The organism is Oscillibacter sp. PC13 (assembly GCF_900115635.1).
GTDB lineage: Bacteria > Bacillota > Clostridia > Oscillospirales > Oscillospiraceae > Oscillibacter.
Genome location: NZ_FOXE01000025.1, coordinates 1 through 25876, shown reverse-complemented (window position 1 = coordinate 25876; position 25876 = coordinate 1). Strand labels below are relative to the sequence as shown.

The window sequence follows — 25876 nt, the reverse complement described above, 5'->3', positions numbered from 1 at the left end:
CGCCGGGTCAATCTCTTCCAAAGATGTCTCTTGTATAAACCTTATACATAACTTCCGAGAGTTCACTGGAAACTCTATTAGCAACAATAACATCACATGAACGCTTAAACTCCGCAAAAGAATGTACAACCTTATAACCCATAAACTCTGCGGCATCGCCTAATAAGGGTTCATATATTACAATTTCTTGTTTTTCTTTGGAAAGCCCCTCCATAACACCCCAAACAGCACTTGAACGGAAATTGTCAGAATTAGACTTTGCCGTTAAGCGGTAAATACCAACTGTGCCAGGATGTTTATTCAGAATTCCCTTTATGACATGGCCTTTTTTGGTGTGGTTTGCCTGACACACAGCGGTAATCAAATTTTCAGGAATATCATGAAAACTTGATTTCAACTGCTTTGTATCTTTCGGGAGGCAATATCCGCCATAGCCAAAAGATGGATTGTTATAATGCTTACCAATTCGAGGATCATGACAAATTGCATCTATGATGTTCTTTGTACTTAACCCATTCATTTCTGCAAAGGTATCCAATTCGTTAAAGAACGCAACACGCATGGCTAAATAAGTATTAGCGAAAAGTTTAGCGGCTTCTGCTTCATCAAGCCCTATAATCAAGACGGGAATATCTTCTTTATTTGCGCACTCTTGCAAGATGGTTGAAAAAACCTGTGCATGGATAACCATAGCAGGGTCTGCAATATCTGTACCAACAACAATTCTGGAAGGGTACAAATTGTCGTATAGGGCTTTCGTTTCTCTTAAAAATTCAGGGGAAAATAGAATGTGGCTGGTGTTATATTTTTTTCGCACACTCCTTGTATACCCAACAGGAACCGTACTTTTGATGATCATAATGCAATGATCATTATTTGCCATACAAATTTCTATGGTGGAATCAACCGCATGAGTATCAAAGCTATTGGTTTCATCCTCATAATTAGTAGGTGTTGTAATAATTACATACTCGGCGTCTTTATATGCTATTGCCGTATCTACAGTGGCTGTCAAATTTAGTTTTCTTTCGGCAAAAAACTTTTCGAGATATACGTCCTGAACGGGAGAAATACGGGAATTAACTTTCGCAACCTTTTCTTCATCAATATCAAGCACTATTACTTCATGCTTTTGGCCTAACAGAGTGGCAAGAGATAACCCCACATAACCTGCGCCTACAACAGTAATTTGCATAGCATTCTAACCACCTTTCTATTCAAATTCATTCTCGGCTCGGATGACGTTGCAAACCGCTGCAGTGTTCCGATAGATGCTTCATCAACGTTTCTTTCGCGGCGGATGCATCCGCTTGCTGGGAAAGACCCGTCAGATAAGCCAAGGCGTCATTCCACGTTTTTAGCGAAAAGGCTTCCGAAGGAACATGTAAAAGCTCCCTGGACAGATGGAATTGCTCCCATGGGCTGAGATACCGCAAATCCGACAGATACCCACATCCGGCCTTCTGGGCCAAGCACTCCAACAATTCTACCGACCATCTTTCTTCCACTTTATTCACCTCCTGTCATTTCAAAGGGAATATCCTAACCACAAACTTTCCTTTTCTGAACGATTCAATTACCGCAGAATAATGATTCTGGGGTAATCGTTACTGCTTCTAGGAAGAAAATTATTATTTTAATCAACTAAGGGCGTTCTGACAGGCATAAAAAGCAGACCTGCGCACATATTTCGCGGTGCAGGTCTATTTTTCGTATTTATTTTGCTGTTCTATATGTAATAAATGGTTGAAAATCTGCTCTGATACACTTATAATAGAGCTAATCAGTTCTACTTGTAACTGAGCAAGGGGGCCATGGAACCACAGAATCATTATTCCGTGGTGCTATGAGATTAGATGCATCCGCTGTAAGGTTCGCTCATGTTCCCGTGTGCCCATAGCTACATAGATACGCGTGGTGTCCACGGAGGCGTGTCCTAAAATATCCGCAAGATATGCCAGATTCTTTTTGATGGCATAATAGCATTTTGCAAACAAGTGCCGCAAATTGTGGGGAAAGACCTTTTCAGGATTTACCCGCGCCGCCCGGCACAGCTTTTTCATATCATGACAGATATTGCTTCGATCTAAGGGCTTTCCGGTACGGGTGCAGAACAGATACCCCGTTCGGATGCCTTTTTCTTTGGCATAGGCGTTCAATTTCCGGCACAGCTCTTTTGTCAAGAGAATGGTGCGGATTTTGCCTTTCATGCGGATTTCCGCTTTTCCTTTGTGCAATGCCTCCACAGTCAGAAAGGAAAGCTCACTGACCCGGATTCCGGTGGTGCAAATGGCAAGCATCACATGATACAGGCGGCTGTCCTTTTTCCTTTTGGCAGCGTCTAACAAGCGGTGGTATTCCGCTTCGGTCAAATCTCGGCTGTCATCCACAAATACCGTATGCTGGATTTTCAAAAACCTCACCTTGCAGGCCGCCAGCCCCAGGTAGTCCAGATAGGAATGAATGGCGGACAGCTTGGCATTTACGGTGCGGGCATGGTGGCTCTGTTGCAGTTGCTCTCGATATTCCAGCACCTTTGCTTTTGTAGGTTCTTCCCCCTGTAAAAATGAAAGAAACCAAACCAACTCACGAACATACTTTTGTATGGTTGCGTGAGATTTTTCATGTTCGGTCAAGTAGATGCGGTACTCCCGCAAGATTTCATTGTAATTTTGTTTCATCGTGTTTTACCTCTTCTAAATTGATAGTATGAAAGTAGTATGACAGAATCTTTTATACCGTATTCTCTGCAAAGGTAAAACAAAAGAACGGGTAAGTTTAACGATGTGCTGTAGACACGGACCGTCAAGCGAACGCGTCAAACGGATTCGGCATTTGTTTATCATTTGTTGTATGGAGGCCAAGGGCCTCTTATTTTTTTGCAAATTTTTCTTTCCAAAGCGCTATTTTGCGGGTAGTTTGATGGCTTCTCAGAGTATTAGGAGTGGAGGAAAAGAAAAACAGCAAGCATAGGGAGTGTAGCCACACTCCCGGCAAACGGCTTCCCGTTTGTATCTTGGGGAAGTCCCCAAACCCCTGAATGAACGGAGGTGAACCAATGGCAAACCGAAAACGGAAATTTGTGCTGCGCGTCCCAGTGACGCCGGAGGAACGGGCGCTGATCCAACAGAAGATGGCCCAGCTTGGCACAAAGAACTTTTCTGCCTACGCCCGGAAAATGTTGATCGACGGCTATATCGTCCATATCGACACCGGCCCCGTCCGGGCGCAGACCGCAGAGCTGCAAAAAATCGGCGTCAACATCAACCAGATTGCAAGGCGTATCAACAGTACCGGGACTGTGTACGCGCAGGACTTGGAGGACATCAAGGGGGCGCTGGCACAGATATGGCAGTTACAAAGATCCATCCTATCAAGTCAACGCTGAAAAAGGCGCTGGACTACATCGAGAACCCGGACAAGACCGATGAAAAGCTGTTCGTTTCTTCCTATGGCTGTTCCTATGAAACGGCGGATATAGAATTTCAAATGCTGCTGGATCAGGCGTACCAAAAGGGAAACAATCTGGCACATCACCTGATACAAGCCTTTGAACCGGGGGAAACCACGGCGGAGCAGGCCCACGAGATCGGGCGGCAGCTTGCCGATGAAGTGCTGCAAGGCAAATACCCCTATGTGATTACCACCCACATTGACAAGGGCCACCTGCATAACCACATCATTATCTGCGCCGTGGATATGGCGAACCAGCGCAAGTACATTTCCAACCGTCAGAGCTACGCCTTTATCCGGCGCACCAGCGACCGGCTGTGCAGGGAACACGGCCTGTCCGTGGTGATGCCGGGCAAGGACAAGGGAAAGAGCTATGCCGAATGGGACGCCCAGCGCAAGGGCAAGAGCTGGAAAGCAAAGCTGAAAACCGCCATTGACGCGGCCATCCCGCAGGCCAGAGATTTTGACAGTTTCCTGCGGCTCATGGAGGCGCAGGGCTATGAAGTCAAACAGGGCAAGTTTATTTCATTCCGCGCTCCCGGACAGGAACGCTTCACCCGCTGCAAGACCTTGGGGGAGGATTACTCCGAGGAACGGATCACCCAGCGGATCAGGGGCATTGCCATTGACCGGGGACCGCGCAGAAGAAGCGCCGGGGAAATCTCCCTGCGGATTGCCTTGGAGGACAGTATCAAGGCCCAGCAGTCGGCGGGCTATGCGCGGTGGGCGAAGCTGCACAACTTGAAGCAGGCCGCCAATTCCTTAAACTTCATCACAGAACACCAGATCGACAGCTACGAGGGCTTGGAAAGCAGGCTGGCCGAGATCAGCGCGGCCAACGACGCGGCGGCCTCCGCCCTGAAAGACGCAGAACGCCGCCTTGGGGATATGGCGCTGCTGATAAAAAACCTCTCCGCCTACAAGCAGCTCCGGCCTGTGGTGCTGGAACTGCAAAACGCCAAAGACAAGGCCGCGTTCCAGCGGCAGCATGAAAGCCAACTGATATTGTATGAGGCGGCGGCAAAGGCGCTCAAAGAGGCCGGGATCACAAAGCTCCCCAACCTGTACGCCCTCAAAACCGAGTATAAAAAGCTGGACGCAGAACGAGAACGGCTGTCCGCACAGTACAGCGAAGCGAAACAGAAATTGAAAGAATACGGCATTGTCAAACAGAATGTAGACAGCATTTTGCGGACAGCGCCGGGAAAGGAGCATACGCAGGAACGATGAACATACCGAGAATGAGTTACCCCCAATACCGCAAGGCCCGCAGGCTCACCCATGCGTGCTGCAACTACTGTAACAGAAACTGCCTCCTGCTGGACGATGGGGAGGAATGTGTCTGTGTGCAGAGTATTTCCTATTCGCTGCTGTGCCGGTGGTTCAAGGTAGCCGTCCTGCCGCTGGACGCGGCACTGTGCGCCGAGATCACCAAAGGCCGGGACGAAATCAAACGCTGCGCCGTCTGCGGGGCGGCGTTTACGCCCAACTCCAACCGGGCCAAATACTGCCCGGATTGCGCGGTGCAGGTGCGCCGGAAGAAAGAGGCGGAACGCCAGCGGAAAAGATACCTCCTATCTACGCATTTAGGGCGGTAAAAGTCCACGGAAATCAAGGGTTTTTCCGCATGGTCGGCAGGCAGGTGGATAAAGTTATCCTGTTCCCCTCAAAACGGGGTTCTAAATGCGGGAAAATGGACAAAAAAGAAGCGCCGGACGCAGAGGCTTTGACAGCCCCCGCGCCCGGCGTTTTAATATGGTGGCACATATTGCGGTTTTCTGCTACAATAAATAAAAACACAATTTAATTGGGGAGATATAATTATGAAGAAGAATGAATTTTCTTTACTTCGTTCCAAAGAAATAATAGCAATTTTAGACGGGGATAAGGAATTTGGTGATATGACCTTTGAAGATAAATACGGCAATGAAAAAAACATCAAAATTGCCATGCCATATCTTAGTGGGCCAGCTATATGCGAAATTTCCTCCCTTTTTGGGCTACCCTCAACTTATTCATGGTCTGGTGGCGCATTAAGTCGCTGGCAATATTTCGATCAAGTCATGGATTTTTGTATTAAGCAAAATAGAATGTCCGATTTTCTTGCCTACATATTTTCCAAAGATAAATTTGTTGAATCGTTAAAGGGTTTATCGCCAGAAGATATTGAGGAAGCGTATTGTACTATTGTGCAGAAAATCTTAGAGCAGATTAACAGTATTCTATATTTCGGCGGCAATGAACTCCGTGTGGTTGGCAAGTCATATCAAATTGGGCAAATTGGTAAGGTTATTACTATTGCTGCACCAACAGTAAAGGTTATAGACCGCGCTTATATAAAAGATTTGGCTGAAAGAGCTAACAAAGATATTGATGATGGAAATTTTGATAGTGCAATAACAAAAGCTCGCACAATACTTGAAGAAACATTCTGCTATGTCATTGAGCAAAAGGGAGAAGTGCCATCAGATAGCGGTGATATTGGAAAACTTTACGGTCAAGTAAAATCTCTATACAATATGCACGCACACAAAGATTTGGATAGGCGTATAAACACCTTACTTTCCGGCTTGGAAAAAATAATTTCTGCAATCGCAGAAATGCGAAATAAAGAGAGTGATTCGCATGGTGTTGGTAGCAAGCGCATTGGTATAGCGGATTATCATACGCGGCTTTTTGTCAATTCTGCAATCGCAATGGCAGATTTTATTTTATCAGTCTATCTCAATACAACACACAATGAATAATCAATTAAAAGGAGAAATTATAATGAATCAAGATTTTATTGAGGGACAAACGGATTTAGAATTAGTTGAGGTGGATTCTATTGTAGATTCTCTATCAACTTGGATTGAACAGGGTGCAGAGGATATTGTGACTTTTTTTAGTTCAGATGAAGTTTCGGATATACTGGATGAGATAAAAGAACTGGGAACAGAACTATCAAATGCGCTCAAAGTTGTAAAAGTAATTCGTAAAAGTGCAAGTATTCCCGACAAATTGTTCATGCGTAAAATGGAACGGTATTGCGCCGGGCTTGTATCAATTCCAGCTTCAAAACGGGAAAAATATGTGAAAAGGGTTGGAAAAGAAGCTCTTAATAAAGATTCTGTATTTATCCTTGGAGTTCTAAATAAAATTGAAGAGCTATCAAAAATTGATATTCTTATTAGATTATTTGAAGCAAAAATGGATGAAGAAATTGACGATCAAACATACCGCAGAATGATGTTGCAAGTTGATCGCACAATGTTTTCTGATATTTTGTTTCTCAGGGATAATATTTGTGATGGTGAAATAAAGATCACATCTGTTGAAACAGAGAATCTATTGGCTACAGGCTGGTTAATATTTGCTGGAATTGGTATTGGTTCAGCTACTGAAGATGGCGGGAATTTATATTCATATACACATACAGCAAAGCAATTTTGTAATATAGTCTTTCAAAGCAATTTTGAGATTAACGATAATATAAATCCAGCAGTAGGAACTCTTTCATTTGATATAATAGGCTAATAGTCAAATCATAAAAGCGCCAGGAGCAGAGGCCATACAGTCCCTGCTCCCGGCGCTTTTGCTATACTTGGATCACTCGTCTGTGAAGTGGAACCGCTGCGCCGTAAAGTCGGCGTCGCTCATGGCGTCCAGCTTATCGGCGGTCTGGCAGGCCAGCGCCGCCATTTCCTTGTCCATGTCCGGCAAAGCTGCCCGGAGATTTGCCGCCGTCCTGCGGCGGTCAGCGTTGTGGTACAGACAGATCAGGTTTTCTTCTCCCACGGTGAAATACATTCCTCATACCTCCATTTCTTTTGATTTTTCTCGCGCCGGGGGCCTCTTTTTCTGTTCCTCCTTGGCGGTGGCAAGCTGCGCCTGGATGGACGGTTTCTTTTGCTTCTGCGTCGTCTTTCGGGTCTGCTTGGGCTTTTTGGCCTCCGCCTTGGCTGCCTCGGCCACATCCAAAAGAGAAATCTGTTCTCCGGCTTTTGCCCTTACTTCCAGTTCCTCCATAGACGGGGCGTTGTTCATCATGCCGTCAATCATGTTGTAGTTCTGCTCGGTGGACATTTCCACCGTCTTGATATGACTTTCCTGCTGGACGGGGATGGCAAAGGCCCTTGTGCCGTTTGCCATAATAAGATACCTGCCGTCCTCCGACTGGTGGTGGAATCCATACCCGGCGGCCTCCATCTGTTCCCGGCTCCTGTCGGTCAGATAGAAACGGCCCCTTGGCGTCTGGATTTGTTCGCCGGTCATGCACTCGTCCGGCGTGAGCTGCTTTTCCTGCTGGACAAAAAACTCCGGCACCTGCCGGTAGTCGGCCCCCTCGTCCACATAGTAGGCGGTCTGTTTTCCATCCTGCCGGAACACCACAATATCCCCCATCGAGAGGGAATGTCCCTTGTAATCGGCGGGATGTTCCATGTTGAAGCGGCGGTAAATCTCGTCCAGCGTAGTGTCCTTGTCCAGCGGCGCAGTGTAGACAAGCTGGTAATTCTTCCTGTCCACCGAAAGCCCATCCGCCTGCAATTCCTCATAGGAACGATAGCGGAAGTCGCGCCCCTCCGGGCCGGGCGGCACTTGGTAGATGGAAAAGTTGGGCTGCACCGGGGCCTCATAGTCAGAGGCAACATATTCCTCCACCGTCAGCCCGGAAGCGGCGGCCTCCTGTTCCAGCTCTGCCTCGATCTGTTTTTTGTAGTCCTGCAAACTCTGGTCGAAGTCGGCAAGCTGCGGCGGCTCCGGCAAGTGGTACTGGCCCTGATTGAGAAGCGGGCGGCACTCCTTTACATAGTCCAAAACCGCGTTGAAATAAGCGGTCTGTTCCGGCGTCAGGGTTTCCCCGGATCGCAGGGGACGCCGGGCCTCCTGCTCCATAGCGGCCAGATTGCAATGCAGCTCCATATACGGAACAAACTCATGCAGCAGCATATCCCGCTGGGCCTTGTCCGCCTCCCATGCCTTCGGCCCCTCATGGTGCAGCACATGGTTTTTCCAGCTTTCATCCTGTGCATAGTATTCGTGGTAGCCCCGGATATGTTGGATCAGGGAACCGTCCCCGTCGCCAAAGTCCTGCCGTCCCTCGTAGCTGTCCGGCTGGCCCTGCATGGTAAAGTCAATGCGGAACTTGGTCTTGTCGTACCAATGGCCCGTATAGCCCGGCTGCTCCCGTTCATGGCGTCTGGCGCTGTCCAGCTCCTTGAAAACGGCCTCGGCTTCATGCAGCGGCATTTGCTGGCCGTCTTTCAGATGGGGGCTTTCACTCCAAAGGATTGTGACAACCGGCTCCGCTGCCGGATACTGCGCGATCTGCCGCTGGGCGTTGGCAACGGCAATCTCACTTTCGATCTCGCTTTTCACAAAAGAATCCATCTGGCCCTTTTGCAGCTCATAGCCCTGTTCACACAGGCGGTTGATAAGCCCGATCACCTTGTCAGTATCGCCCACGGCCTCGGCATAGGCCACGATCAACTGCCGTTCCTCGCTGCCCAGACGCGGGGCGTTTTTCTCTGCCAGCTCCATCAGGGCGGCGGCCCGGTCAGCCGGGGACGCCTCCGGCATGAACGGTTTCCCATTCAAAAGGCCGTCGATCCCGTTCCACGCCTGCGGCTGGGGAATGGCGTTGGCCTGTTCAGCGGCTTCCAGAAAATCATCCAGCCTGTCGCCGGTCAGGGGTTCCATTGCCCCAGCCGGTAGCTCATGGATGGCAAGGATTTCTTTTCCGGCTTCCGCAAGGGACAGGTCGGGATTATCAAGCTGGCCTCCGTCCAGTTCCTTGTAGTCGGGGTCGTACAGCGTGTAATCATAGCCGGTTTCCGATGTCTGGATATACAGGTAATCGCCGCTTTCCAGACGGTAGGCGGCCTCCTGCGGGGCTTCTGCCTGTTCCAGCGTTCCGTCCCCGACAATGGTAAAGCCCTGCGCCTGCGCCGCCTCCTTGGTTCCCTGCGACACTTCGCCGGTGGATTTCAAATCCGCGTCAATCAGGGTTTGCAGCATGGCTTTTACGCTGGCGGTCATTTCCTGCTGTTGCTCCGGGGACAGCTTGGAAAATACGCTGTCCGGGTCTGGCTGCTCGGCGGCCTGTTCTAACGGCGCGGCCTGCGGCTGCTCCTGCTGGGCCTGCCGTTCTTTCTGAAGCTGGGCAAGGTGGCCGTCAATGGTGGTAATCAGTTCATGGGCGGTGGCCCGGATGGTTTCAAGGGAGGCTTTCAGCTCTTTCAAGTCCTTGCCGGAACTCCAACCGGCCACATAGCCAAAGGAATAGTCGGAGGTGTCCAGCCCGTAGTGCTGGCAGACGGCATAGGCCACGCTTTCAGCCTGCACCTCGCGGGTGCGGCTGTCGGGGCGGTCGGCCTGCTCTATGGCCGGGGCTTCCGGGTCGATGGCGTGGAGCTTGGAATGGGCGATCTCGTGGATAGCCGTCTTTAGGGTCTGTAATTCGCTCATGCCCTCCTGAATGGCGATCCGCTTTTCCGTCAGGTGGTAGTAGCCGTGGGAACCGCCCGGAATGTCCTCAAAACCAATGGGAACCGGGGAGGTCTGTTCCAGCGCCTTGAAAAATTCCCCGTAGCGTTCCACGCTGCCGGTCAGTTCTTCCACGCCGATAGAGGGCAGCGGTTCCCCCTCGGTCTGGCTCACATCAAAGACGGAAACGATCTTAAAGGCCGGAACCTGTATTTCCTGTACTTCGGTAACAGGCTTTCCGTCTTTTCCCATCACCGGCCTGCCCTGTGCGTCCAGCTTTTGCACTTCCTTTTTCGCCTTGAACGGGGCCGGGGCCAGTATCTTGATGGCCTTTTCGCCTTTCTTTACATTGCGGTGAAAATCGTCCCGCCACTTGTTGTAGCCCGCCACAAGCTGTCCGCCCTGCATGGCGATCAGGAGGGTGTTGTTGAAGCTGTAACTGTGGAACTTGGACATGGTGGTGAGATAGGCTTTGTAGCGTTCACTCTCGAAAAGCTCCTGTATGCCGGTTTCCAGCCGGTCGGTGATCTCTTTCATGCGCTCGGCGCTGTTCTGGCCGTTTAAGAGAATGGGGGTGACAGGCTGCGGGGCCTTTGTAGGCGCTGCAGCCTCCGGCTGCACCTTGCTTTCCTCCCGCAGAATTTCCGGCACAGGATAGGCCATCACCCGGTATTGTTCCGGCACTGGCTGGCCCTCATGGACGCGCTGCCATTCGTCGCCGCTTTTTACCAGATAGCCATAATCGGTAAAAACACCATGCTCTGTGTTGGCAATATGCAGGCCAAAACGGGGCAGGAAAATCCCAGCTTTCCATTCCTCCGGCATATCCACCATGCCGGAACGGTTTAGATAGTAGTCGCCCAACTGTCCTGTGCCGGTGACATCCGGCAAATGCACATAAAAGTCCACATTTTCGGGATAGTCGATAATCTGGCCGATATTGTGAAAATCACTCTGCGGGCTTGTCAGGGCGGCGTTCAGCTCCGTAAGTTCGGTGGCGTCCAGCTTTTCCAATCTTGCGGCAAGGAAGTTCAGCTCATCCATGCCTGCGGACAGCACCATATCACGGGGCAGCTTAATAGGTCGCTTCTGTGGGCTTCTATACCCGTATAGAAAAAAGTCCTGTGGATTGTCGGTGCTGATTCCGATTTCCCGCAGGGCTGCTTGCAGTTTTTCGGTTGTGGTCGGCAGAGAAAACCATAGGCCCTCTTTGCCTTGCTCATAACGCTGTCGGTTATGAAGCAGTACAGAAAACACTTCGCTCATTGAATCGCTCCTTTCACATAATATAAGGGTTTGGGGCTTCCCCAAAGAGAAAATCCCCGGCCCGGCAGGTGCGCCGGGTCAGGGATTTTGCCGGGAGTGTGGCTACACTCCCTATGCTTGCTACGTTACTCCGTCAGCTCCTTTTCTCCACACGGTAGTTGACGTACTTCCCGCCGGTATCGGCCAAAAGCACCGTCCCGTCGTAAGTTTTGCCGGTTTTCATGGAGCGCAGGCCCTTTACCTTTGCCTTTCCGTCTTTGAGCAGCGCGGCGGCGATCTTCGGGGTGAACGTCTTGCCCCGTTCCTCAAAAAATCGGTCATTCTTCCACATGACAAACTGGCAGGCCCGGTTTCCGCAGTAATAGTTTTTCTTGCCCTCGTAGACGGCTTCGCCGCAGCGGGGACACTTGCCGATAACCACACGCTCGGACTGAAACAACTTCTGCGCGTCCTCGCTGATCTGCGAATATCGGGAAATCAGGCTTCGGGTCATTTCCTCAATGCCTACCATGAAGCCCTCCGGGTCGGCCTCGCCCTTGGCAATGGCCGTCAGCTTGGTTTCCCATTCCGCCGTGAGCTGGGGAGAAGTCAGCACTTCCGGCAGGACGCACACAAGGTTGTGGCCGTCCTTGGTGGGAAGTAGCTGCTTGCCTTTGCGCTCCACAAAGCCCATCTGCACCAGCTTTTCCAGAATGGAAGCGCGGGTTGCCGGGGTTCCCAAACCTTGGCGCTCGGCGTCCTCCGGCATATCCTCGGCCCCGGCACGTTCCATAGCAGACAGCAGCGTATCTTCGGTATAGGGCTTGGGCGGCGTAGTGAAATGCTCGGTGATGCTGGCCTCCACCGGGTCAAAGGTCTGGCCCTCGGTGATCTCCGGCAGCTCCCTTGCCAGCTCCGGCGCGTCCTCGTCGGCGTCGGTCTTGAACGACGCCTTGAAGCGGCGCTCAATCTCTTTCCAGCCGGGGGTGAGAATGGTTTTGCCCTTGGCGGTGAACTCGTTCCCGGCGCAGGTGAATGTGGCGGTGACAGCCTCATACACATGGGGCGCGGCCACAGCACACAGCAGCTTGCAGCACACAAGGGACAGCAGTTTCTTTTCGCCCTCGGTCAGCCCGTCAAAGCCTTTCTGCACAAACTCCATCGTGGGGATAATGGCGTGGTGATCGGACACCTTTTTGCTGTTCAGCACCCGGCCAAACTGCGGGGCAATGTCCAGCCCTGCCGCAAAGGAAAGCAGCGGCCACAGGCCGGACACAATGCTTTCCGCTGTGGGCTGCATATCGTCGGTAAGGTACTGGCTGTCGGTGCGGGGATAGGTCAGCAGCTTCTTTTCATAGAGCTGTTGGGCATAGTCAAGGGTCTGCTTGGCGGTAAATCCAAACAGGCGGTTGGCCTCCCGCTGCAAGGTGGTGAGATCGTAAAGGCGGGGCGGCTGCTCCGTCTTTTTCTCACGCTTCACCGATACACAAACGGCCTGCGCTCCTGCACAGGCCGTCTTGGTGGCGTCGGCGTCGTCGGGGTTCAGAAAGCGGTCGCTGGCCGCCTCCATGCCGCCCGCCGCGATATGGACAACGTGGTATTTCTCTTTCTTAAAATTGCTGATCTTGGCCTCCCGGTCAACCAGCATATTGAGGGTAGGCGTCTGGACACGGCCCACGGTCAGGGTCTTGTGATAGAGGATGGAGAAAAGCCGGGTGGCGTTGATCCCCACCAGCCAATCGGCCTGCGCCCGGCACAGGGCCGATTGATACAGGTTGTCGTAGTCGGCCCCCGGTTTCAGGTGGGCAAAGCCCTCGCGGATCGCCGCGTCCTCCATGCTGGAAATCCAAAGGCGCTTGAACGGCTTTTTGCAGCCCGCCATCTGGTAGACGAAACGGAAAATCAATTCGCCCTCGCGCCCGGCGTCGGTGGCGCACACAAGGCCCGTCACGTCGGGGCGCTCCATCAGAGAGCGCAGCACGGCAAATTGTCCTTTCTTCTCGGCGGGGATGATGTACTGCCACTCCTGCGGCAAAATCGGCAGGTCGTCATAGCGCCACTTCTTGAAACGCTCGTCATAGGCTCCGGCGTCGGCAAGGGAAACAAGGTGGCCGATACACCAGCTCACCAGATAGCCGTTTCCCTCCATGTAGCCGTCCCGTTTCTGATCTGCACCGATCACGCCCGCAATGCTGCGGGCGACGCTCGGTTTCTCTGCAATTACCAACTGAATACTCATTCTTTATTCCTCCTTATCCTGCGCGGGTTCCTCGTCCTCCGGGGTCGGTTCGTCCTCGTCGTCCTCGTCCTCGCCAAAATCGTATTCGTCCAGCTCGTCGCCGCCCTTGGTGTCGGCCTTGGGCTTCTTAAACTTGAAGAAGTAAAGGGCCGCGCCGCCGCCAATCAGGGCCACCACAAGGAACACGACAAGGCCGCCCATGCCGCTGCCTTTCGCTTCATCTTCCTGCGGCTGCTCGGTTTCCTCCGGCTCCTGCGGTTCCGGCTCCGGGCCGGTACACTCGGTCATATTGGTTTTACATACCGGGCAATTCGTGTTGACGGCTCCCGCCGCGCACTTGGTCGTACAGGTACAGGTTTCCGGGGCGGTTTTGCCGTCCTCCAACAGTGCTTGCAGGTCGGCGTCGTCTACTTGGTTGAGGAAGTGAACGGCGGTTTCCTTGTCCTCGTTGGCGCGGTCGATCAAGATATAAAAGTAGTTGCCCGCCTTGGTGGTAACGGTGATAAGCTGCTTATCTCCGTAGAAATCATCCACCAGTGTTGCGTTACCCTCCGGCGTAACAGGTACGCCCTCCGGCTCCATGCCGCCGGTGGTGGGTTCTTCCTCCTGCGGTGCCTCGGTGGTTTCCGGCAAAGGCTCCGGGTTGGGGTCAGTACCACCGGCAAACGCGGTGGTGGAAAAGGCCGTCAGGCAAAGCACGGCGGCCAGTGTCACGGTAAACGTGCGAATGATCTTATTCTTCATCGGCATTGTCCTCCTGTTCAAAATCCGGCTGCGGGGCCGGGGCGGTCTGCAAAGCGCCGCCGCGCAGGAACGCCGCAAATTCCTCCGGCTTCATGTTCAGGCCGCGCACAAGCTGGATGATCTGCAAATTCTCCTGTTCGGTCTTTGCCGCTTCCAGCTCACGAAGCTGCTTTTGCAGCTCCGCGATCTTGGCCTTGGTTTTCTCAATGTCCTTTTCGATGCGGTCAAGTTTGTTTGCCATAGTCAAAACTCCTTTCTGGCGTCAAGGCAGACGCCCGTAACAATAGAAATGCTGCTGCCAATAACTCGAATTGAGGTTGGTGTAAGAAATAGGGTCGCCACAGTGCAACATCACGGAATTGCCCACATAAATACCGACGTGGGAAACGCCGGGGGTGTCGTAGGTGCCGACAAAAAATACAAGGTCGCCGGGCTTGGCCTGCTCCGGGGAAACAGAGGTACAGATATTGCAAAGGCCCTGTGCGCCCAGCCGTCCCACGTCCCATCCGCTGTGATTGATGACCCAGCTCACAAAGCCGCTGCAATCAAAGCTGGTGCTGGGAGAGCTGCCGCCCCACACATACGGATAACCCACATACTTTTCTGCCTCGGCCATCATTGCGGCAAAGGTGGCGTCCTCCAAAGCCTCCGGGGGTATCTCGTAGTAGGTCGGCTCCTTGACGGTGGAAGCGTTGGGATAGGTGCCGTTTGGGAACAGGTCAGGCCGGTTGCCCAGCGTGTGCATATACACCGCATACAGGCTCATTTGTTCCTCGCCCATGATGTAAACAGGCAGATGGGACATATCGAAGTTTTCCAGCTTCACGTTGCAGATGTAATAGGTGTAAGGAACTTGCACAGTGTAGGTGTTGCCCTCGCTGTCCGTCCGGGTTTCGGTGCGGTATCGAGTTTCGGTTTCAATGGTTTGTGTCAGGGTGTATTGCTTCTCAAAGAGCATGGCAAGGTCACCTTGCACGTCGCCCAGCGTATAGACGCCATCATGCAGCGCCGACAGGATGGAAGTCAGCACATAGGGGTCATGGCCGATCTCGTCCAGATCGAAGCGGTATTCGTCATAGCCGGGGTGCAGGCTTTCGTAGTTGTCAATCTCATACTGCAAATCGGCCTCCATGTCCGCATAGGCGGCTTCTGCCCCCAGCATATCGCTGTCCTCGGATAGATAGGACGTGGCCGCCACGCCGGTTCCGGCGCTGCCGAACATGGCCGTACAGGATTGCAGGCCGCCCATAATCAGCATGAGCATAAGGCCCACGCCGCCGATCAGCAGCACACCTTTCCAGTGCCGGGCCACAAAGGACGCGGCCTGTTTGCTTTTCTCGGCGGCTTTCTTGGCGGCTGCGGCGGTGGTCTTGGTGGCGCTGGCCGCGCCCTGTGCCGTCTGGCCCGCCGCCCGTGCTGCCTTGGCATAGTCCCGTTTGATTTTCTGTTTCTGCCAGAACCGGGCCACCGGGTTTTTCACCGCCTGCGCCATTTCCGGGTTATCCCGCAAGGATTTTTGGTAGATGTACTCCGCATTGGCGGCAACAGCCTTTTTCTCGGCCTTGGCTGCGGCCCGGTAGGGTTTGAGCTTATGACGCCGGATGCCGCTGCGGATGGCTTTTCCCGCTTGGCGCTCGGCAAGTTCTTCTCCCTTATGGCCGCCCTCGACGCCCACATTCTCATGCTCAACCTCATGGATTTTTCCATGCAGATACAGGCCCGCTTCCTCCATCGGACGGCTGGCCGGGTTGGGTTTGAGCTTGGGGGCCGGTTTCTCCACCTTGTCAAAGTGCAGCTTGGTTTTGGCCTTGCCCTTGGCCTCGTCATAGACGGTTTCTGTGGTGACGACGCGCTTTTTCGGCAGGGCTTCTTTGGCTGCGTCCAGCTTATCCGCCCGCTTTTCCGCCTTGTGAACGTACTTGGAAAGGGCGGGATCGGCCCGTTCCTCGGCGGTGAATTGCAGGCGGGACGCGGGGCCGGTGGCCTGCGCCGCCGTATTCGCGCCATCCTTGGCGGCCCGCTTCGCCTTGCTGCGCTCCCGGATGTCCCCGGCACGTTCCAGCACCTTTTCAGCGGTGCCGCCCGGCTCGGCTGCGGAATAGTCCTGTTCGGCCTCCCGGCTGGAAATGTTGATGCTCTCGCCGGTGGTCTGGTTATCCAGCGTCAGGCCGTCGCGGGTCATGTGCTGCGTCACCTTGTCACGGGGCTTCAATGGCTTCATAGGGCGTCACCTCCTTGTCTGTCATACCGTTTCGCCCTCGCCTAACCGGGTCGTCATAATCTTGTAGAGCTGGCTGCGCTGCGGGATGGGGTTGCGGAACGGCAGGATCACATTTTCATAGATCAAAAGCCCCTCGCCGGGTTCGGAATTGTCCACATACCGTAATTGCTGCGGGGAAATGTTCAATCGCTCCGCAAGGATACGCCGGTCGCCGGACGCCTGATTGAGCAGGCAAATGAAGTCGCTGTTTTCCAGAATGTTTTCGATCTCCGGGGAAGAAAGCAGGTCTTTGACGTTCTGGGTCGCCCCGGTCGGGATGCCTCCCCATTTTCTGAACCGCTTCCAAATCTCGCAGGAGAAAGCCGCCGTCTGTTCCTCTCGCAAAAGCAAATGGAACTCGTCGCAGAAGTACCACGTCGCCTTGCCTTGGCTGCGGTTTTGGGTCACACGGCCCCAAATCTGGTCTTGGACAATGAGCATACCGAGCTTCTTTAATTGTTTGCCCAGCTCTTTAATGTCAAAGGCCACAATGCGGTTCTCGATGTTGACGTTGGTGCGGTGGTTAAAGACGTTCAGGCTGCCGTTTACATACAGGTCAAGGGCCTGCGCCACACGGTCAGCCTCCGGGATATGCTGGTCTAACAGGGCTTGATGCAGGTCGGACAGGATGGGCATATTTTCCGGGCGGGGGTCTGCCAGATAAGGCCGGTAGATCACCTGCACAGCACGGTCAATGACCGTCTTTTCAATGGCTTCCAGCCCGTTCTTGCCGCCCATGACAAGCTCACAGAACGACAGCACGAAATCGCTTTTCAAGGCCAGCGGGTTTTCGTCCTCGCTGTAATTCAGGTTGATGTCCAGCGGGTTCACATAGGATTTGCTGGTAGGCGACAGCTTCACCACTTGGCCGTGGAGCCGCTTCACAAGGGGGTAATATTCCGCCTCTGGATCGCAGATATATACATCGTCCGGCGTACAGAGGAACACACTGACGATCTCGGATTTGCAGCTCATGGATTTGCCGGAACCGGGAGTACCCAGCTTCAATCCGTTGGGACACCGCGCCCGTTTTCTGTCCAGCATAATCATGTTGCCGGTCTTGGCATTGACGCCGTAATACATGGCGTCGCCGCCCATGAAAAGCTCCTGCGTCACGAAAGGCACGAACACGGCCACGCTGGAAGTCGTCAAGGAACGCTCGATCTTGATGTGGTTGCCCCCCAGCGGCAGGCTGCTCATAAGGCCCTGTTCCTGCTGGTAGTCCAGACGGACAAGGGAACAGTTGTATTTCTGCGCCACGCCTGCGGCCCAAAATACATCGTTCTCCAACTTCTGCCGGGTATCAGCGGTGTTCATCACCAGAAAGGTGATCTGGAACATTCGTTCATTCCGGCTTTGCAGGGTTTTCAAAAGCTCCTTGGCGTCCTGTCCGTAGGTGGCAAGGTCGCTGGGCAGGATGTCCATGTCATAGCCGCTGCGGACAGCTCGTTTCTGTTCCTGTATCTTCATGGCGTCAAGGTCGGTGATCTTGCGCTTAACCGTCTTGATGGCCTCGCTCTGGTCGATGGCCTGCACATGGAGATTGACGACAATGCCGTTTTCCGTGTTGAGGAAGTCGGCCAGCATTTCGTCCGACAGTTCCGGGGACAGGATGTTTAAGAAGCTCACGGCCCCATACTTGCCGCCCAGCCCGAACATACGGGAATTGCCGAAGCGGAACGAGGACGGGGCAATAAAATCTTTTGTTGAGAGGCCGGACGGAGCCAGCCATTTCCATTCAAACTGAAACGGCTCGGCGTCGGGGTGGAGTACCCCATGCAGCACTTCCAGACGTTCCTTGGCGTCCAGCACATGAGCCACGGCCCCCATCGTCTTGAAATAGCCCAGCAGATCGGTTTCAATGCGGGTCAGACGGGCGCGGGCCATTTTCAGGTTGTCCGCCTCGATGGTGAATGTGAGGAACTTGCGCTTGGTGAGGCCGTTGTTGCCCCGCACAAGCTGGTCTTGCAGGATGCCGGAATACTCCGCCCGGATGTCGTCGAAGTCGTCCCCCTGCGCCTTGATCTCAAAGCTCTTGGCGTACTGCTTGGGGTCGGTCTTGCGGTTGACAAAGGAAAGCTGAACGTGGATCGAGGCGTCCAGATAGTTGTAGAGATCGCACAGGTTTTCAAAAATGGCCGTCTTGGTGTCGGCCTGTGCAAGCTGATAGCTGATGTCGGCAAACTCGATACATTTGCTGAACGTGTTGGCCGTCACCTTGCAAATCCCGTCCGGGTACATGGCCTGATACGGGATGCTGGCCTGTGCGGAATGGGCTTTTCCGTCGCCCTTATACTTGCGGATGATGGCCTGTATTTCCCGCTTTTCGGCGCGGGTGAGCTTTACAGGCGGCTCGTTTCTTTGCTTTTCGGACAATCGCATTTACCTCCTTTTCCATTTGATGCTGCCGCATGAGGGCAGTATAGGCGTTATCGGTTTGGTAGGGCCTTTCCTTGGGCTGGATAAAGCAGCACTGGACGATCTGCCATACCACCACTTCAAGGGGCTGGCCGTGGCGCTCGTACAGGGCCAGCAGGAAGCCCGGCAGCATGGCGAACACCATAATCAGGGCTGCCGCGCTGCCAGTCACCCGGCCCCGGAGCAAAAAATAAAGCGGGACGCCTACGAGAAGCGCACCGCCGAAGCAGATCAGTTGTCGTTTGGTAAGGCCAAACACAATCTTGGATTTTACGCGGGTTAAGTCCTTTGGGACGGTCACATAAGCCATTCAAATCACCTCGTTTCTGATACATTTTCTTGTGGGGTCAGGGAAAGATCACTGTCCACCTCGTTTCCCCAAACGTCCCAGCCGGGCGCTTTCTGTCTGGCAAACAGCTCCACGCGGGGCAGATCGCCCGCCAGCTCAATGATTTTGTCGCGGGTTACGTCCGGCTTTTTGCTGTGTTCCTCCACAGGGGAAATAATAAACTGATGGACACCGGCGCTGCGGCGCTTGGGTTTGCCTCGTTTGGCAAGCAGGCAGATTTCCGCATTGCCTCTCGTCCAGTAGCCCAGCCCATAAAACCATGTGGGGCTTTTCTTGTTGAGCTTCAACCAGACAAAGGCCACCGTCTTGAACGTAAAGCCCCATGCCCGGATCAGGCGCAGGGCTTCCGGGAGCTGCGGGAATGTGGCCCACAAGAACAGCAGACAGTCCTTTTCCGCCAGCGTTTCCACCGGCAGGGCGCACAGCTCGTCAATGCTCATGGTGGGATAGTGATGTTCCGCCGCACCTGTTTTCTTGCACTCATACCGCCACGGCGGATCGGCGTAAATGATGTGGTATCGTTTCTTTTGTACTTCCTCGATGGTTGGTAGTCCTCCTGTCTGTTAATGTGCAGTAAAGACGGCTTTCGATATGCTGCCAGTCTTGAACAGACAGAAGCAGAGCAGAACCGTGTAGCCCATACAGCCCCAAATGGCCCCGGATATATCCGCTGCCTGTCCGATCTGCTGGATCAGCACCGCATAGATGCCGACAACCACCATAATCAAAAAGGCTTGGAAGCCCAGCGCCAACAGGGATTTCAAGTAGTTCTGGCCGACGCCGCGCCACTCCGCATTGCCCAGCGTGGCAAGGGGGATCGGCCCCAGCGCGGTCACGGCATAAATTTCAATCATTCTTCCGTATGTCACAAGGAAAATACAGATGGAAAGAATGTTCATCGTCAGCCCCACAACAAGGGTCTGGAACCACAGGCCGAGCAGCGGCCCGATGTCCATAGCTTCCAGTTGTGCTTCAAGGTCGGGAATGAGGGTGTCAAAGTCAATGCTGGTTTCCCCGATAATCACCCCGGCGCTCTGGTTGACGACGGCTTGGGTGGCGTCGAAAACGCCCATGACGATATTCCATGTGTTCGTCACAATGAGAATGGCAAAAGCACTTTTGAAAATCCAACGGAAGAACATGGACGTGTCAAAGTCGTGCATATTGTTCTTTTCCACGATCATGTCTATCAGCTCATAGCACATGATAACGGCAAGGATCGCCGCTGCAATGGGGACGATCACCGTGTCCGACAGGGATTGCAGCATATTGAATATGCCGCTGTTCCACGCTTGCGGCGTCGTCCCCACATCCGAGGCGATTTCCCCGACTTTCGTATTGACCGTGCTGAACAGCCCGGACAGGTTGCCCATGATGCCGTCGATTAAAATGCCTTTGATCCAATCCCCTATGAGTTCGCCTATCATGTGGGTTCACCTCCTTTGCCGCGCCCTCCCGCATGGAACCGGGAGAGCGCGGCGGGGTTTCAGGATTTAACAGTTATGGTTGGGTTGGTTGGCGGACAGCCGGGACGATCAGCCCAGCAGACCAGACAGCAGGGGAACCAGAGTGACGCCGATCAGGGCAACACCACCGCCCGCGACGAGCTGCTTAACACCCTGCGACTTAGCTCACTACGGATAAAGAAGCAAGGAGAGGTTAAAAATTTTTGCCGTTCCCATCCGGCGGGGCCTCGCCGGATAGGTCTGGCTCAATCGTCGGGCAAGTCCACCTTGCCTACAAAAGAATAATAAATCTCGATGTCCTGGTGGCGCGTTCCCTGCTCGTCCTTCCAGCACTCATGCACCACGATCTTCTCCACGAACTCCCGCAGGAGGGTGGGGGTCAGCTCCTCAAAGCTGGTGTACTTCCGCACAACGGCCATGAACTTCTCCACGTTCACAGCGGCCTCCTGCGCCTGCCCCAGCTCCGCCTGTAACTCGGCGGCACGGGCCTTCAGCGTGGCCTGCTCCTGCTCATAATCGGTGGACAACTCCATGAAACGCTCGTCCGTAATGCGCCCGCTCACGCTGTCCTCATACAGACGCTTGAAGATGCCGTTCAACTCTCCGATACGCTTCTGCGCCGCCTCCAGCTCGCGGCGGCGGGCGGCGTTCTTCCGCTTACCGCCGTCCTCGTTCTGTGCCATCAGCAGCTTCATAAACCGGGCCTCATGCTTGGCGGCGTAGCTGGTGACTTTCCGCAGATTTTCCGTCACGCCCGCCGTCAGAAGGTCGGTGCGGATGAAATGTGCCGTACAATCGGCGGTGCGCTTCTTGTAGCTGCCGCAGATGTAGCAGTCCTGCCGCCGCTTGTTCGTTTCATACCTCTGCTGGTACATGACGCTGCCGCAGTCGGCGCAGAACAACAGACCGGAGAACAGGCCAACCTCGCCGTAGCGGTTGGGCCGCTTTCGCTGTTTGCGAAGCTCCTGCACTCGCTCCCAGGTGGCCTCGTCAATGATGGCCTCGTGGGTATGCTCAAAGACCATTATCTTGTCCTCTGGGTTGGCAACGCTGGTCTTGACCTTGTAGGACACCTTCTCCGTCTTGAAGTTGACGGTATGCCCCAGGTACTCCCGGCGCTCCAGGATGTGCGCCACGGTGTTGCTCGACCACTTACAGGGGTAGTCCGGGTAGTAACGGCGGGTGCTGCCGGTGCGCCGGTACTCCATCGTCCCCGGCGTGGGGATGTTCTGCTCGGTCAGCATCCGGGCAATCTTGGTGGGGCCGTTCCCGGCAAGGCACAGACTGAATATCTGCTTTACAACAGGTGCGGCCTCCGGGTCAACAACGAAGTGTCCGTCCGGGCCTTTCAGATAGCCATAGACCGGCTGGCTGGTGATGGGTTTTCCGCTCATGCCTTTAGCCCGGAAAACCGCTTTGATTTTCTTGCTCGTGTCCCTCACCATCCATTCATTAAATAAATTCCGCAAGGCGCTCATGTCGTTGTCGCCCTGGGCGCTGTCCACGCCGTCATTGATGGCGATAAAGCGGACGCCTTTCTTTGGGAAGGTAATTTCTGTAAATAGGCCCACTTGCAGATAATTCCGTCCCAGGCGTGAGAGGTCTTTCGTCACGACCGTCTTGACCGCGCCGCTCTCCACAGCGTCCATCATCTCGGTGAAGCCGGGCCGCTGGAAGTTGGCTCCGCTCCATCCGTCATCCACGAAAAACTGATAGGGCATCAGGCTATGCTCACGGGCGTAGCTTTCGAGGATGCGCTTTTGATTGGAAATCGAGTTGCTCTCGCCCTGCAATTCATCGTCGCGGCTGAGGCGGCAGTACAAGGCGGTGATGGGGGCTTGCATGGGTTGCTGTCTTAACATCGTTTCCTCCAATCCGACAGCCCCGGCCCCGCTATTCCGATGGCAACAGTATAGCACAGGCCGGGGCGGTTGTATAGTGCTTTTTACTTCCTTACAAGAAAAAGTTTTAAGCTGAGGATTATCGCGGAACTACCGGCAGGAGGTCACGGGCCGGGGCTGATCTGGCAGCGGCTTTCGGCCTCCAGGACTTTCGCCATTTTGTCGGCGGCGGTGTCGGTGGTGTCCTGCTTGAAGTAGCCGGAAACGGTGAGGACGGTGTTGCCCATGCGGATTTCAGTCACGCAGTCCGGGCGGCGGGTGGTGGTCTTGCTGGGGGTGTCGGTCATAGGCGGCTCCTTTCAAATTTTTGTTGTGGACATTTAGAGGGCCATTTTCGAGGCCCGGAATGGTAGTACACAGCTCCCCTATTGAGGACGGCCCAAAAGCCCCGTGATACCGGGCTTTTCAAGGGCCTAAACCGTTACATGGCGGCCCGGTGGCGGCGCACCCGCTCACGGGTCTTGCGGCGTTCTTCCTCCTTGGCGCACTCCGGGCAGTATTTGGCCCGGTTGGATTTTGGGATGTACCAGCCACCGCACAGGACGCACTTTTTTCTTTCCCGGCGGTGGAGCAGGGCGGCGCACAGGCTTTCGTCCAGAGGCAGCACAGCCGCCCGAAACCAGCGGCAGATCAGCGAATAGGAAATGCTCTGCGGGCAGACACATTCCTCCCCATCGTCCAGCAGAAGGCAGTTCCCGCCGTCATAGTTGCAGCAGTCATGCACCAATCGCCGGACGGCCCGGTACTGCGGATAGGTCAGCCGGACGGCGTTATCGGTCATGCTCGTCCCTCCGCTGGCTGGGCGCACCGTGAAGCACCTGGTCGATGTTCCGCTTGACGGTCAGCAGCTCGTCCGCCTCCCGCTTACGCTCCTGATACTCATTGTACCCGGCGTTCTTCTCGGACATCAGGGCCTCGATCTCCGCCGTCAGCTCCTTGACGGTGGGCAGCTTGGTGATGCCGTTGGCCTTGAAGAAACGAATGGTGGCCTCGGAGAGGAGAAGATCACCTTCATGCTCCTGCCGGTAGGCGGCGCGGGCCTTGGGCGTTTTCTGTGCGGCGAGGCCATCCCGGACTGCTTTGGTGTTCCGGTAGATGATGATCTGCCGCCGCAGCTCCTTTTTTTCTTTCAAGGCCAATTCCTTCGGCTTCAAGCTGGCGGCGCTGTCACGCACAGCGGCAAAGGCGGCGGACACGGCGGCGTCCAACTCCTCCGGCGAGGAAAAGCCATACTCGGTATAGACGTTGACCGAGTTTGCTATCTGCTTCAGGTTGAACACGGACGCCCATTGCTGGTAGCCGATGCCCTTGCCCTCGGCTTTCTTGGCCTCAATGTCCACCATGCGCTGGACGCCCTGGGGCTGGCGAAGCTGCTCCCGGATGCTGGGCTTGGCTCCCAGGCTGGGACGGGCGGCGTTGCGTTCCAGAGCGGCACCGACGGCGGCGCGGTCGAAATCGTCCCCCAGCTTCCGGGCGGTGATGGGCTTGGCCCGGTCGGGGGTGAGGTAGGACAACCGGCCCCGGCTCTCCTTGACGGTGATGCCCCGCTGTAACAGCCGCTGGGCAAAGTCCTCGAAGCTGACGGCCAGGTTGAGGACGGCCCGGATCTCCCGGCGCAGCTTCTCCTTGTCCGTTTCAAACTTGGTGGGCGGCTTACCCTGGGCGGCGGCTTCGGTGTCCAGAGCAAGCTGCCCTTTCTTCTGCGCCCAATACTCCCGTTCGGTGACACGGTTTTTGCTCCCGCCCAGCAAGTCGATTTGGTACAGCCCCGCCCCCTGGCACAGCTCCATGACCTCGGCCCGGAAGTGGCGCATGGCTGCGGCGGTGCAGCGGTGCTTGGCTCCGGCCTGGGTGTCGCTGGCTCTGTCCATGTACGGTTTGCGCTCCACCTCGGCCACCCGCAGGGAGTTGATAACGATATGGACATGGATGTTGCCGCTGTGGTTGTGACCGTCCGGGTGGGTGCAGACCAGGGCCTGGTGTCCGGGGAACTGCTCGGCACAGAACCGCTCCCCCAGCGCCTGGGCCTTGTCCATTGTCAGGCCGTGGTCGGGGCCGTCCCTGGGGTCAAAGGACAGGATGTAGTGATGGCTTTTCACGTCCTCCCTCTGCTGGTTTTTTCCATAGCGGAGATTGGCCCGCATACAGGCTACGGCGAAGTCCTCCTCGCCGCAATTCAAAGAAGAAATGCGGTAGTCCTGACGGGGGACAAGCCGCCCGTTCTCGTCCAGGATGGGCTTGCCGGTGAACTCGTCATGCTCAAAGGTGAGGTACTGCTCCGCCACGCCGTAGTCGGCATTTTTAGAGCTTAAATGTTTCAGTGTTGCCAATGGCTTCACCTACCTCTCGAAGCACCTGGAACTTGAGGGCAGCGAGGTCGGACAGCTCCGCCCGAACCTCGGCGGCGAGGGTGTTGTACGGTGCTCCGTACTCGTTCAGATACCGGGCAATCTGATTGAGGTTGCCGCCGATTTTCCCATACTCCCCGGTCAGCCTGCCCACGGCGGCAAGCAGCTCGTCATTGACGGGGGACACGATGATGATGGGCTTGACGGTCGCGCCGGTGATGGCCTGCCGGATAAATTCGGACTGGCTCATGCCGTAGGCGGTCAGGCGCTCCATGAAGTCGGCGTGTTCTTCTTCGGTCACACGGGTCTTGATGATGTGGGTGCGGTGGGGCGTGTTGTAGCGTTTGGACAATAAACTTTTACCTCCTGTTTTGAAATTCCCTTTAGGGTATAGTTCGCCCATTATACACCTTTCAAGTTTTCCATATTCAGTTGTCATGGGCGATGTGTTACGCGATGGAAAAGGGAACATCAGGCTTTGGAAAAACACAATGCACCCAGGTGGTCAAGACCATCTGGGTGCAGAGAATTTTACTGATATTCACTTTTTATATCGCTCATCGTTAAGACTATTATAGAGCGAATGTAAAGTATTGTCAATGCGTTTTGAGGTCTAGTTTTGTCGAATTGGCCCGATGGAACAGTACAGACGCAAAGCGGGTGTACTATTCCGGCGGGTGCGCCGCTCTGCGGCGATTGCGGAAACGGCTTCCGATTTCCGCCTGGTCAGGCGAGAACGCAACAGGCGGGGCTGACGGATTTTTGTGGCGCGGCTGCGCCACAACACCGGCGCGGAGCGCCGGTCAGCAGGGTTTGGGGAAGGCACTCCCCAACAAGTAGCAGACCAGGGGAACAAATGAGCGGAGCGAAATTTGGGCCACGGGTCGATACTTGCTCTCGCTCTCGCTCTCGCTCTCGCTCTCGCTCTCGCTCTCGCTCTCGCTCTCGCTCTCGCTCTCGCTCTCGCTCTCGCTCTCGCTCTCGCTCT

The 25876-nt window shown here is 54.5% G+C and carries 24 protein-coding genes and 1 pseudogene; 5 read left to right on the top strand and 20 right to left on the bottom strand.

The window, feature by feature from the left end; all coding sequences use genetic code 11:
• Positions 1 to 7 precede the first annotated feature (7 nt).
• The 3 genes from BMZ81_RS12980 to BMZ81_RS12970 form a co-directional block, all read right to left on the bottom strand.
• Positions 8 to 1195 (bottom strand): nucleotide sugar dehydrogenase, encoded by a 1188-nt coding sequence (locus tag BMZ81_RS12980; protein ID WP_002566654.1) that lies wholly within the window; start codon positions 1193 to 1195, stop codon positions 8 to 10.
• A 28-nt stretch (positions 1196 to 1223) separates the two neighbouring features.
• A complete protein-coding gene (locus BMZ81_RS12975) occupies positions 1224 to 1508 on the bottom strand; it encodes a hypothetical protein (protein WP_018595755.1) in 285 nt (94 codons plus the stop codon).
• Between the two features lie 336 nt (positions 1509 to 1844).
• Positions 1845 to 2681, bottom strand: a complete 837-nt coding sequence (locus BMZ81_RS12970) for a tyrosine-type recombinase/integrase (RefSeq protein ID WP_002573990.1) — start codon at positions 2679 to 2681, stop codon at positions 1845 to 1847.
• A 377-nt stretch (positions 2682 to 3058) separates the two neighbouring features.
• On the opposite strand from BMZ81_RS12970, the gene mobC (BMZ81_RS12965) reads away from it, so the two are divergent.
• From mobC (BMZ81_RS12965) to BMZ81_RS12940, 5 genes are all read left to right on the top strand, one after another.
• Positions 3059 to 3388 (top strand): plasmid mobilization protein, encoded by a 330-nt coding sequence (mobC, locus tag BMZ81_RS12965; protein ID WP_002566656.1) that lies wholly within the window; start codon positions 3059 to 3061, stop codon positions 3386 to 3388.
• Complete coding sequence (locus BMZ81_RS12960) at positions 3349 to 4683, top strand: relaxase/mobilization nuclease domain-containing protein (RefSeq protein WP_002573991.1); 1335 nt, start codon at positions 3349 to 3351, stop codon at positions 4681 to 4683. Before mobC (BMZ81_RS12965) ends, BMZ81_RS12960 begins: the two co-directional genes overlap by 40 nt.
• Complete coding sequence (locus BMZ81_RS12955) at positions 4680 to 5051, top strand: cysteine-rich VLP domain-containing protein (RefSeq protein ID WP_009324596.1); 372 nt, start codon at positions 4680 to 4682, stop codon at positions 5049 to 5051. The genes BMZ81_RS12960 and BMZ81_RS12955 overlap by 4 nt, the downstream gene beginning before the upstream one ends.
• Positions 5052 to 5276: 225 nt before the next feature.
• Positions 5277 to 6200: an abortive infection family protein gene (locus tag BMZ81_RS12945; RefSeq protein WP_002573993.1), complete on the top strand. Its 924-nt coding sequence runs from the start codon at positions 5277 to 5279 to the stop codon at positions 6198 to 6200.
• A gap of 22 nt (positions 6201 to 6222) precedes the next feature.
• The gene (locus BMZ81_RS12940) at positions 6223 to 6969 is read left to right on the top strand and encodes a hypothetical protein (RefSeq protein WP_002573994.1); all 747 of its coding nucleotides are present in this window, start codon (positions 6223 to 6225) and stop codon (positions 6967 to 6969) included.
• Between the two features lie 72 nt (positions 6970 to 7041).
• Here the strand turns inward: BMZ81_RS12940 and BMZ81_RS12935 are convergent, their stop codons facing one another.
• The 17 genes and pseudogenes from BMZ81_RS12935 to BMZ81_RS14145 form a co-directional block, all read right to left on the bottom strand.
• Positions 7042 to 7242, bottom strand: a complete 201-nt coding sequence (locus BMZ81_RS12935) for a transposon-transfer assisting family protein (protein ID WP_002573995.1) — start codon at positions 7240 to 7242, stop codon at positions 7042 to 7044.
• A gap of 3 nt (positions 7243 to 7245) precedes the next feature.
• Positions 7246 to 11184 (bottom strand): LPD25 domain-containing protein, encoded by a 3939-nt coding sequence (locus BMZ81_RS12930; RefSeq protein ID WP_002573996.1) that lies wholly within the window; start codon positions 11182 to 11184, stop codon positions 7246 to 7248.
• 133 nt (positions 11185 to 11317) lie between these two features.
• Positions 11318 to 13402 carry a DNA topoisomerase 3 gene (locus BMZ81_RS12925; protein ID WP_002573997.1) on the bottom strand — a complete coding sequence of 695 codons (2085 nt, stop codon included), beginning with the start codon at positions 13400 to 13402 and terminating at the stop codon, positions 11318 to 11320.
• A 3-nt stretch (positions 13403 to 13405) separates the two neighbouring features.
• The gene (locus BMZ81_RS12920; RefSeq protein WP_002573998.1) at positions 13406 to 14146 is read right to left on the bottom strand and encodes a DUF4366 domain-containing protein; all 741 of its coding nucleotides are present in this window, start codon (positions 14144 to 14146) and stop codon (positions 13406 to 13408) included.
• On the bottom strand, positions 14136 to 14387 hold the full coding sequence (locus BMZ81_RS12915) for a DUF4315 family protein (RefSeq protein WP_002573999.1): 252 nt from the start codon (positions 14385 to 14387) through the stop codon (positions 14136 to 14138). The genes BMZ81_RS12920 and BMZ81_RS12915 overlap by 11 nt, the downstream gene beginning before the upstream one ends.
• Positions 14388 to 14408: 21 nt before the next feature.
• A complete protein-coding gene (locus tag BMZ81_RS12910) occupies positions 14409 to 16367 on the bottom strand; it encodes a C40 family peptidase (protein ID WP_002574000.1) in 1959 nt (652 codons plus the stop codon).
• Positions 16368 to 16388: 21 nt separating this feature from the next.
• Positions 16389 to 18788: a VirB4-like conjugal transfer ATPase, CD1110 family gene (locus BMZ81_RS12905; protein WP_002574001.1), complete on the bottom strand. Its 2400-nt coding sequence runs from the start codon at positions 18786 to 18788 to the stop codon at positions 16389 to 16391.
• Positions 18697 to 19134, bottom strand: coding sequence for a PrgI family protein (locus BMZ81_RS12900; RefSeq protein ID WP_076939157.1), 438 nt, complete (start codon positions 19132 to 19134; stop codon positions 18697 to 18699). The genes BMZ81_RS12905 and BMZ81_RS12900 overlap by 92 nt, the downstream gene beginning before the upstream one ends.
• Positions 19135 to 19139: 5 nt before the next feature.
• Complete coding sequence (locus BMZ81_RS12895; protein ID WP_082245249.1) at positions 19140 to 19715, bottom strand: MT-A70 family methyltransferase; 576 nt, start codon at positions 19713 to 19715, stop codon at positions 19140 to 19142.
• 21 nt (positions 19716 to 19736) lie between these two features.
• The gene (locus BMZ81_RS12890; RefSeq protein ID WP_002574003.1) at positions 19737 to 20600 is read right to left on the bottom strand and encodes a VirB6/TrbL-like conjugal transfer protein, CD1112 family; all 864 of its coding nucleotides are present in this window, start codon (positions 20598 to 20600) and stop codon (positions 19737 to 19739) included.
• Positions 20601 to 20708: 108 nt separating this feature from the next.
• Positions 20709 to 20804 (bottom strand): annotated as a pseudogene (locus BMZ81_RS12885) (Maff2 family protein); the annotation flags it as partial.
• An 80-nt stretch (positions 20805 to 20884) separates the two neighbouring features.
• Positions 20885 to 22501 carry a recombinase family protein gene (locus tag BMZ81_RS12880; RefSeq protein ID WP_091132806.1) on the bottom strand — a complete coding sequence of 539 codons (1617 nt, stop codon included), beginning with the start codon at positions 22499 to 22501 and terminating at the stop codon, positions 20885 to 20887.
• A gap of 143 nt (positions 22502 to 22644) precedes the next feature.
• Positions 22645 to 22827 (bottom strand): transposon-encoded TnpW family protein, encoded by a 183-nt coding sequence (locus tag BMZ81_RS12875; RefSeq protein ID WP_091132804.1) that lies wholly within the window; start codon positions 22825 to 22827, stop codon positions 22645 to 22647.
• Positions 22828 to 22961: 134 nt separating this feature from the next.
• Positions 22962 to 23321 carry a cysteine-rich VLP domain-containing protein gene (locus BMZ81_RS12870; RefSeq protein ID WP_091132801.1) on the bottom strand — a complete coding sequence of 120 codons (360 nt, stop codon included), beginning with the start codon at positions 23319 to 23321 and terminating at the stop codon, positions 22962 to 22964.
• Positions 23311 to 24870, bottom strand: a complete 1560-nt coding sequence (locus BMZ81_RS12865; RefSeq protein ID WP_091132798.1) for a relaxase/mobilization nuclease domain-containing protein — start codon at positions 24868 to 24870, stop codon at positions 23311 to 23313. Before BMZ81_RS12865 ends, BMZ81_RS12870 begins: the two co-directional genes overlap by 11 nt.
• Positions 24842 to 25240 carry a plasmid mobilization protein gene (mobC, locus tag BMZ81_RS12860; protein WP_177187319.1) on the bottom strand — a complete coding sequence of 133 codons (399 nt, stop codon included), beginning with the start codon at positions 25238 to 25240 and terminating at the stop codon, positions 24842 to 24844. Before mobC (BMZ81_RS12860) ends, BMZ81_RS12865 begins: the two co-directional genes overlap by 29 nt.
• Before the next feature lie 451 nt (positions 25241 to 25691).
• The coding region (locus tag BMZ81_RS14145; RefSeq protein ID WP_177187318.1) for a hypothetical protein at positions 25692 to 25876 on the bottom strand (185 nt) is incomplete at its 5' end.